Source organism: Streptomyces sp. NPDC033270 (assembly GCF_055576575.1).
Window position 1 is genome coordinate 263606 of the sequence record NZ_JBVIRA010000006.1, and the last position, 9660, is coordinate 273265.

Annotated in this window: 1 protein-coding gene; it reads left to right on the forward strand. The window is 75.2% G+C overall.

The genetic code is table 11. The features are described 5' to 3' along the window. Positions 1-11 precede the first annotated feature (11 nt). Positions 12-9593: an SDR family NAD(P)-dependent oxidoreductase gene (locus tag ACZ5XZ_RS12640; protein WP_468977026.1), complete on the forward strand. Its 9582-nt coding sequence runs from the start codon at positions 12-14 to the stop codon at positions 9591-9593. Positions 9594-9660 lie beyond the last annotated feature (67 nt).

Sequence of the window (9660 nt, forward strand, 5' to 3'; positions counted from 1 at the left end):
AAGAGCGCGCCATGAACAAGGAGAACGACGTCCTCGCCGACGACCGGGACATCGCCGTCGTCGGCCTGTCCCTGCGGCTGCCCGGCTCGCGCACGCCCGAGGAGTTCTGGAGCCACCTGGCCGCCGGCCGCTCGCTGATCAGCGAGGTCCCCGAGCGCCGCTGGCGCAAGGAGGACCACCTCGGCCACCCGCGCCGCGAGTTCAACAAGACCAACAGCGTCTGGGGCGGCTTCGTCGACGACGCCGACTGCTTCGACGCCGACTTCTTCCAGATCTCCCCGCGCGAGGCGCGGTCCATGGACCCGCAGCAGCGGATGGCCCTGGAGCTGAGCTGGCACGCCCTGGAGGACGCCGGCTACCGGGCCGACCGCGTCGCGGGCTCCGCCACCGGCGTCTTCATGGGCGTGTGCCACTGGGACTACGCCGAGCTGATCGAGCAGGAAGTCGAGGAGATCGACGCCTACTACCCGACCGGCGCCGCCTACGCGATCATCGCCAACCGGGTCTCCCACCACTTCGACCTGCGCGGCCCCAGCGTCGTCAACGACACGGCCTGCGCCGGCTCGCTGGTGGCCGTGCAGCAGGCGGTGTCGGCCCTCCAGGCCGGCGACTGCGACCTGGCGCTGGCCGGCGGGGTCAACCTGACCTGGTCGCCGCGGCACTTCATCGCCTTCGCCAAGGCGGGCATGCTCTCGCCCGACGGCCTGTGCCGGGCCTTCGACGCCGGCGCCAACGGCTATGTGCGCGGCGAGGGCGGCGGCATCGTCCTGCTCAAGCGGGCCGCGGACGCCCGTCGCGACGGCGACGCCGTGCACGCCGTGATCAAGGGCATCGGCAGCAACCACGGCGGGCGCACCAGCTCGCTGACCGTCACCAACCCCGCCGCACAGGCCGAACTGATCGCCGGCGTCTACCGCAAGGCCGGCATCGCACCCGAGACCGTCAGCTACGTGGAGACCCACGGCCCCGGCACACCCGTCGGGGACCCCATCGAGGTCCGCGGCCTGAAGCAGGCCTTCGCCGACCTGGCCGCGGACCGGCCCGGCCCGGCCGTGGCCCACCGGTGCGGCATCGGCTCCGTGAAGACCAACATCGGCCATCTGGAAGGCGCCGCCGGCATCGCGGGCATGCTCAAGGTCATCCTCGCCATGCGCCACCGCAAGCTGCCCGCGACGGTCAACTTCCGCAAGCTCAACCCCCTCATCAACCTCGACGACAGCCCGCTGTACGTCCTCGACCGCCTCACCGACTGGCACACCGAAGGGTCCGCACCGCTGCGCGCGGGCGTCAGCTCCTTCGGCTTCGGCGGGACCAACGCCCACGCCCTGCTGGAGGCCGTGGAGCCGGTGGCCGCCACCGAGGACACCGGCGAACAGTGGCTGCCGGTGTCCGCCAGGGACGAGGACCGGCTCCGTGAGACCTGCGACCGACTCGCCCGCTGGGTCCGCACCCGCATCGAGCACGACGACCCCCCGTCCCTGACGGATGTCGCCCGCACGCTGCGCGAGGGCCGGGTGCCGCTGCGCGAGCGCGTGGTGTTCCGGGCGAGCGACATCGAGGAGTGGGCGGCACAGCTGGAGAGCGTCGCCGCGGGGGAGGAGCCGCCCGCGCACTGCCCGCGCGGCCGGGCCGGCGCCGAAGCGCCCGAGGGCCTGGACGCGGACGATCTGACGGCGCTGGCCGAGCGCTGGCTGGAGCAGGAGAGGTGGGACAAGTTCGCGGCCGCCTGGGCCCAGGGCCTGCCCGTGGACTGGGCGCAGTGGCCCGAGCGCGGCCGCCGGGTTCACCTGCCCGGCTATGCGTTCGCCCGTACGCCGCACTGGTTCCGGCCGACCCGGAACGACCCGGCCGGACGGCCGGAGCACGGCGGGGCGGACACCGGGCCGGAGCACGGCGCGGCGGACCCCGCGCCCGCCCCGCTCGGCGCGGGCGAGCCGCACGGCGACGGCTGGACCTTCCCCCTGCACTTCGACGCCGCACAGGGCTTCGTCCGCGACCACCTCGTCAACGGCGCACGGATCGTCCCGGGCGTGCTGGCCCTGGAACTCGTCACCGCGGCGGCCGGACGGGCCGCCGTCGCGGGCACCCGGGCCGGGCTCGTGCCCCGCATCCGCAACGCGGTGTGGATCCGCCCGCTGCTCGTCGGCGACGCCGGGCTCTTCCCACGGCTCCGCCTGACGCCCGCCGCCGACGGCTACGACTACGCGATCATCGACGGCGACGGCACGCCGTACACCAGCGGCCGGGTCGAGTACGCCGAGGCCGCCGAGGACGAGCGGACGGATCCGGCCGCGCTGCGCGAGCGGTTCCCCCGGCGCGTGGACGTCGCCGAGGGGTACGCCGCGCTGCGCTCCAGCGGCATCGAGCACGGCCACGCGCTGCGCGGCCTGCACGCCCTGCACCGCGGTCCGGACGGCGTGCTGGCCGAGCTGCGGCTGCCCGCGGGCACCCCGGACGGCATGGCGCTGCAGCCCGCGATCCTCGACAGCGCCCTGCTCGCGGCCCTGGCCCTCGGCGAGGCCGACGACGGCTGGCGCCGGCCCGCCGCCCCGTCGGTGCCCTTCGCGCTGGACCGGCTCACCGTGCACGCGGCGACGACCTCGACGATGTGGGCGTGGCTGCGGCCGGCCGGCGGCGACAAGGGCGTCCCGACCGGAGCCGACATCGAGCTGTTCGACGACGCCGGCCGGCTGTGCGTGCGCCTTTCCGGCTACACGTCCAGGGAGCTGCCCGGCGCGAAACCGGCGGCGGCGCAGGCCCCGGACGGGGAACTGCTGGAGGTCACCGGCGTCTGGGAGGAGGCCCCCGCCCCGGCCCCCGCAGCCGGGCAGGCCACCCCGGACCGCCCGGTAACCGTGCTCAACGCCGCACTCGACGGCGACCTCGCCGCGGCGAGCGCCGCCCGGCTGGGCCTGGACGTCCGGCAGCTGGCGGTGGCCACCGCCGCCGCCACCGACGCCGCCGCCATGAAGACGGCCTTCGAGGCCTGCTATCCGCAGGTACAGCAACTGCTCGGCCAGGGACGGCAGGTGCTCGTCGTCGCGCCGGGCGCCCCGGACTCGCCGGTCTACGCGCCGCTGGCGGCGCTGCTGAAGACCGCACAGCAGGAGAACCCCTCCTTCAGCGGCCGACTGGTGCTCCTCGACGCCTGCGACCCCCGCGACGCCGACCGCTTCGAGCGGGTGGTCCGGGCGGAGGCCGGCACCGGAGACGACACCGAGGTCGCCTACGACGCCCAGGACCGCCGGGTGCGGCACCGCTTCGTGGAGCTGCCCCGTGGCGAGGCGGGCGGGACCCTGCTGCGCGACGGCGGCGTCTACTGGATCACCGGCGGCGCCGGCGGACTCGGCCTGTTGCTCGCCGAGCGGCTCTGCGAGCGCCACCGCGCCACCGTCGTCGTCAGCGGCCGCTCGGCGGACAGCCCGGCCACCCTGGCACTGCGGGCCCGCCTGGCCCACGGCGAGGTGACCTACCGCCGCATCGACGTCACGGACCCCGACGCCGTGCGGAACGCGGCCGCGGACATCCGCGCGCTGTACGGACGGCTCGACGGGGTGTTCCACGCGGCCGGCGTCCTCGACGACGGCTACCTCGCGACCAAGCCCCTCGCATCCGCCGCCGCCGTACTCGCACCCAAGGTGGACGGCGCCACGAACCTCGACGAGGCGACCCGCGCCCACGACCTGGACTTCCTGGTGCTGTTCGGCTCCGTGGCGGGCGCCTTCGGCAACGCCGCGCAGGCCGACTACGCCGCCGCCAACGCCTTCCTCGACGCCTTCGCCGCACGACGGCAGGCCGCCGGCCGGGTGACCCGCTCGGTGGACTGGCCGCTGTGGGCCGACGGGGGCATGCGCGTGGACGACGCCAGCCTGGCCTATCTGCGCAAGCGCACCGGGACCGTGCCGCTGCCGAGCGGGACCGGCCTGGACGCGCTGGAGCGCGCACTGCACCCCGCCGCGCCGGTGCGCCGCGTGGTGCTCTTCGGGGAGCGCGCCAAGCTGCGCGGATACGCGGGCCTGGACCGCGCCGCGAAGCCCGGGCCGCGCACGTCCGGGGAGGCGGCCGGTGCGGCCGCGCCGGCCGCCTTGGACGAGGGCGAACTCCTCACCCGTACACAGGACCTGCTGCGGAACCTGTTCGCCGAGGTGACCCTCCAGGACCCGGAGCACATCCTGGCCGAGGAGAAGCTGGAGACCTACGGCATCGACTCGATCTCCATCGTCGAGCTGACCAGCAGGCTGGAGGACACCTTCGGGTCGCTGCCCAAGACGCTCTTCTTCGAGTACGTCGATCTGCGGGGCGCGGCCGGCTACTTCGTCGCCGAGCACCGCGACCGGCTGCGGGAACTCTTCGCCCCCGAAGCACCCGCACCCGAGGAGCCCGCCCCGGTGGCCGCCGCGGTCGAGGAGCCGCCCGCCGCCCCGCCCGCCGCCGAGGTTCCCGCCGTGACGGAGCCGCACCCGCCCGCTCCCACGACCGGGCCCGCCCCGGCCCCCCGGCCCGCCGACCCGGACCGCCACGACATCGCGGTGATCGGCATGGCGGGCCGCTACCCCGGCGCCGACACCCTGGAGGAGTTCTGGGAGCTGCTCAGCGAGGGCCGGCACAGCTTCGAACCCGTCCCCGAGGCGCGGTGGCGGCACAGCGACATCTACTTCGACGAGCGGGACGTCGACGGCAAGACCGTCGTCAGGACCGGCACGTTCCTGCGGGACGTCGAGGCGTTCGATCCGCGCTACTTCAACATCTCCCAGCGCGACGCCGAGCTGCTGTCCCCGGAGGTCCGGCTGTTCCTGCAGGCCGGCGTGACGGCCCTGGAGGACGCGGGCTACTCACGCGAGACGCTGCGGCGCCGCTACGACGGAGACGTCGGCGTGCTCGTCGGCTCGATGAACAACAGCTACGCGCTCTACGGCTTCCAGAACATGCTGATGCGCGGCACCGCGACCAGCGGCAGCGAGCTCGGCGTGATGGCGAACATGCTGTCCTACCACTACGGCTTCACCGGGCCGTCGGTGTTCCTCGACACCATGTGTTCCTCGGCGTCGGCCTGCGTCCACCAGGCGGTGCGCATGCTGCGCGGCGGCGAGTGCCGGGTGGCCGTCGTCGGCGGCATCAACCTGATGCTGCACCCGTTCGACCTCATCGCGACCTCGCAGGCGCACTTCACCACCAAGTCGGCCGACGTCGTGCGCAGTTACGGCCTCGGCGCCGACGGCACGATCCTGGGCGAGGGCGTGGGCACGCTCGTGCTCAAGCCGCTGGCCGACGCCGTCGCCGACGGCGACCACGTCTACGGCGTGATCAAGGGCAGCGGCATGACCAACGCCGGGGTCCGCAACGGCTTCACGGTGCCGAGCCCGCAGCAGCAGGCCCGCGCCATCGAGAAGGCGCTCGACGACGCCGGCGTCGACGCCCGCACCATCAGCTACCTGGAGGGCCACGGCTCGGCGACCTCCCTCGGCGACCCCATCGAGATCAAGGGCGCCACCCTCGCGTTCGGCCGCCACACCCCGGACCTGGGGTTCTGCGCGCTGGGCTCGGTCAAGTCCAACGTGGCGCACCTGCTGTCCGGATCCGGCATGGCCGGCCTGACCAAGGTGCTGCTGCAGCTCAAGCACCGCACGCTGGCGCCCTCGCTGCACGCCGAGACGCTCAGCTCGGCGATCGACTTCGACCGCACGCCGTTCGTGGTGCAGCGCCGCCGCGACGCGTGGCGGCGCCCCGTGGTCGGCGGCGAGGAGGTGCCGCGCCGGGCGGGTGTGACGTCCATCGGCGCGGGCGGCATCAACGTGCACCTCGTCGTAGAGGAGTACGACGGGCAGGTCGCCGCCGCACCGGAGCGCGGTCGCCCGCGGCTGCTGGTGTTCTCCGCCATGACGCCGCAGGCCCTGCGGACGGTGCTGGGCGACCTCCACGCGCACATACGGCGGACCGCACCGGGCCTGGACGCCCTGGCCTACACCCTGCAGACCGGCAAGAACGAACTGCCGTGCCGGCTGGCCTTCGTCGCGGACGACCTCGCCGACGCCGAGGCCCGGCTGGCCCAGCTGTCCGCCGTGGACTTCACGGCGCCGTCACCCGCCGTCCCCGCGGGCGTGCACTTCACCGCGAGCACGCTGCGGCGCCGGCGCACCGCCGACGCCGCGAGCGTCGAACAGGCCCTGCGCGACGGCGGCCAGGCGGAGCTGGCGCGGCACTGGGCGGACGGCGCGAGCGTCGACTGGGACCGGCTGTGGCCGGCGGGCCACCGCCCGGCCAAGTCGCCGCTACCGGCTTACCCCTTCGACAAGGTGCGCTGCTGGTACCCCGAGGACGACGACGCGCCCAGCGTGCTGCGGCCGCTCGCCTTCACCCGGCGCGCGCACCCCTGGGTCGGCGTCAACGCCTCCGACCTCAACGGCGTGCGCTACACCCTCCGGCTGCGCGGGGACGAACTCCTCGACTACGTCTACACCGTGGGCCGCAAGCGCCGTTACGCCACGGTGGCGCTGCTGGACGCGGGGCTGGCGTTCGCGCGGCTCGCCGGGCTGGCAGGCCCGCTGCGGCTGCGGCACGCGCGGTGGGCCGCGCTCCCCTCGCCCGCCGACGCCCCCGAGGCCTTCACCTGGCGGCTCGGCACGTGCGACGACGGCGGGCACCGCGTCGAGCTGTGGGACGCCGCCGAGGCCACCGTGCGCTTCGCCGCCGACGTCGTACCGTCCGCGCCCGCCGAGGACGCCTCGATGCCGCAGGTGCTCTCCGCGCCCGCGACCCTGGACCAGGACGACTTCTACGCCGCGCTCGGCCGTGCGGGTCTCGACGCCCGGCCGTACGCCCGCAGCGTCGAAGGGGTCACCGAACTCGACGGCCACCGGCTGCTCGTCCGGGTCGCCGAACCGGCCATGTGCCAGGACCCGCACAAGCGGCAGGTGCAGCTCCCGGCCTGGGCGCTCGCCGGGCTGGTCCAGGGCGCCTCGCACGCGTTGGGGCGGGTCGACGCCGCCGTGGCGCGGGTCGGATCGGTGCAGGGCGAGCACTGGGAGCGCACCCGGGCGATCGTGCTGGCGCGGACGTCCGAGACGGTCTTCCATGTGGCCTTCCTCGACGAGGACGGCCGGGTGCTGGGCCGTATCGAGGACGCCGAGTTCACCGTCGACGCCCTCGATCCGGCACTTCCCGCCGAGGCCGGACGGGCACCGGCGGCACTGTCGCCGACGCCGCTTCAGCTGCCGCCGGCACCGGCCGGTACGGGGGAGCGGAACCGGCCGGCGGCCGAGCGGCCGGAGTCCGCGCCGCCCGTGACCGCCGCGGGCGCGGACGCCCCGGCGGCGCTCCTGGCGTCGCTGCGCGAGACCGTCGCAGACCTCCTCAAGTTCGACCTGGCCGAGATCGACCTCGACACGCACTTCCACGCCTACGGCTTCGAGTCCATCGCGCTGGCCAAACTGGCCTCGGAACTCAACGGCCTCCTCGGCACGGACCTCACCCCGGCCGTCTTCTTCGAGTGCCCCGACATCCGCAGCCTCGCCGAGCACCTGCAGAGCCGCTACGGCCCCGAGCTGACCCGCCCCGCGGCCGCCGACGCCCCCGCGCCGGTCGCCGCCGCCCAGGCGTTCCCGCAGCCGCTCCAGGCCCCCGAGCCGCCGGCGGCACCCGAGCCGGACGACGACGCGGTGGCCATCGTCGGCGCCGCCGGGCGGTTCCCCGGCGCGGACGACCTGGACGCCTTCTGGCAGCGGCTGCGCGCGGGGGAGGACCTGATCACCGACTACCCCGGCGACCGCTTCGACGGCCCCTACGCGGACGTCGTGGCGCGGGCGGACTTCCCGAAGTTCGCCGGCCTGGTCCAGGACGTGGACCGCTTCGACGCGGACTTCTTCCACCTCTCGCGGCTCGAAGCGGAGCTGATGGACCCGCAGCACCGACTGGCCCTGCAGACCGTGTGGGCCGCGCTGGAGAACGCCGGCTACGCCCCGGCGCGCCTCCCCGCCGACACCGGCGTCTACTTCGGCGTCTCCGGCGGCGACTACCACCACCTGCTCAACGCCAGCGGCGTGGCACCCGACGGCTTCACCGCCACCGGCAACGCCCACTCGATGCTGGCCAACCGGATCTCCTACGTGCTGGACGTGAACGGGCCGAGCGAACCCGTCGACACGGCCTGCTCCAGCTCGCTGGTGGCGCTGCACCGCGCCGTCGAGAGCATCCGCTCGGGCCGCTGCGAGATGGCCGTCGCGGGCGGGGTGAACCTGCTGCTGAGCGTGGACACCTTCGCCGCGACGCAGATGGCGGGCATGCTCAGCCCGGACGGCCGCTGCAAGACCTTCGCCGCCGGCGCGGACGGATACGTACGCGCCGAGGGCGTCGCGGCCGTGCTGCTCAAGCCGCTCGCCCGGGCGCGGCGGGACGGCGACGCCATCTGGGGCGTGGTCCGCGGCAGCGCCGAGAACCACGGCGGCCGCGCCGGTTCGCTGACCGCCCCCAACGGCAAGGCACAGACCGCGCTGATCCAGGACGCGATGCGCGGCATCGACCCGGACAGCATCGGCTACGTCGAGGCGCACGGCACCGGCACCGGTCTGGGCGACCCGGTCGAGGTCAACGCCCTCGACCGGGCCTACCGCGCGCTGCGCACCGCCGAGGGCAGGCCGCCGCACCCGGCCCGGCCGTGCGCGCTCGGCTCGGTGAAGTCCAACATCGGCCACGCGGAGTCGGCCGCGGGCCTGGCCGGCGTGCTGAAGGTGCTGCTGGCCATGCGCCACCGCGAGCTGCCGCCGAGCCTGCACTGCGACCGGCCCAACCCCCAACTGCCGCTCGACGGCGGCGGTTTCGAGGTGGTGCGCGAGCTGCGCCGCTGGGAGCCGCGCACCGACGCCACCGGGCGGCCGTGGCCCCTGCGCGCCGGCGTGAGCAGCTTCGGCTTCGGCGGCGCCAACGCCCATGTCGTGCTCGAAGCACCCCCCGTGGCGTCCGCACCGGCGGAGCCGGCCCGCCCGGCCGCCTCCCAGGCCATCGTGCTGTCCGCCCGCGACGACGGCCGGCTGCGGGCCGCGGCCGGCCGGCTGCGGGACTTCCTCGACCGGGCGCGCCGCGACGGACACGCCCCGGATCTGGCGGACCTGGCGTTCACCCTCCAGGTCGGCCGGGAGGCCATGGAAGCGCGCCTGGGCTTCGTCGCCGGAAGCCTCGACGACGTGCTCGGCACGCTGGAGCGGTTCCTCGCGGGCGACGAGCCCGCCGGCTGGCACACCGGCGGCCTGCGGCGGTCGCGCGGCGCCGGCGTGCGGCGCGAGCCGGAGCAGGCCCCCGAGGTCACCCGGGCCCTGCACGACGGGCGGCTCGACCACGTCACCGCCCTGTGGTGCGAGGGAGCCCCGGTCGACTGGCAGGCGGGCCATCCCGCGGGCGAACGCCGCACCGTGCGGCTGCCGGCCTACCCCTTCGCCCGCGACCGCTACTGGGTGCCCGCGGACGGCCAAGTACCCGTCCCGCCGCCGGGAGCCGTCCCGCCCCCCGCGGCCGAGCCCGCGTTCGAGACCGACGCCCGGGCGGCGCTGCTCGACGCGGTCCTCGACGGCCGGGCCGGCCCGGACGCCCTGAGCCGGATCTGACGCTTCCCCCCTGCCTCCTGACTGGACCGGGCCGCCCGGCCGCCCAGTGACCTGGAACGGAATGAAC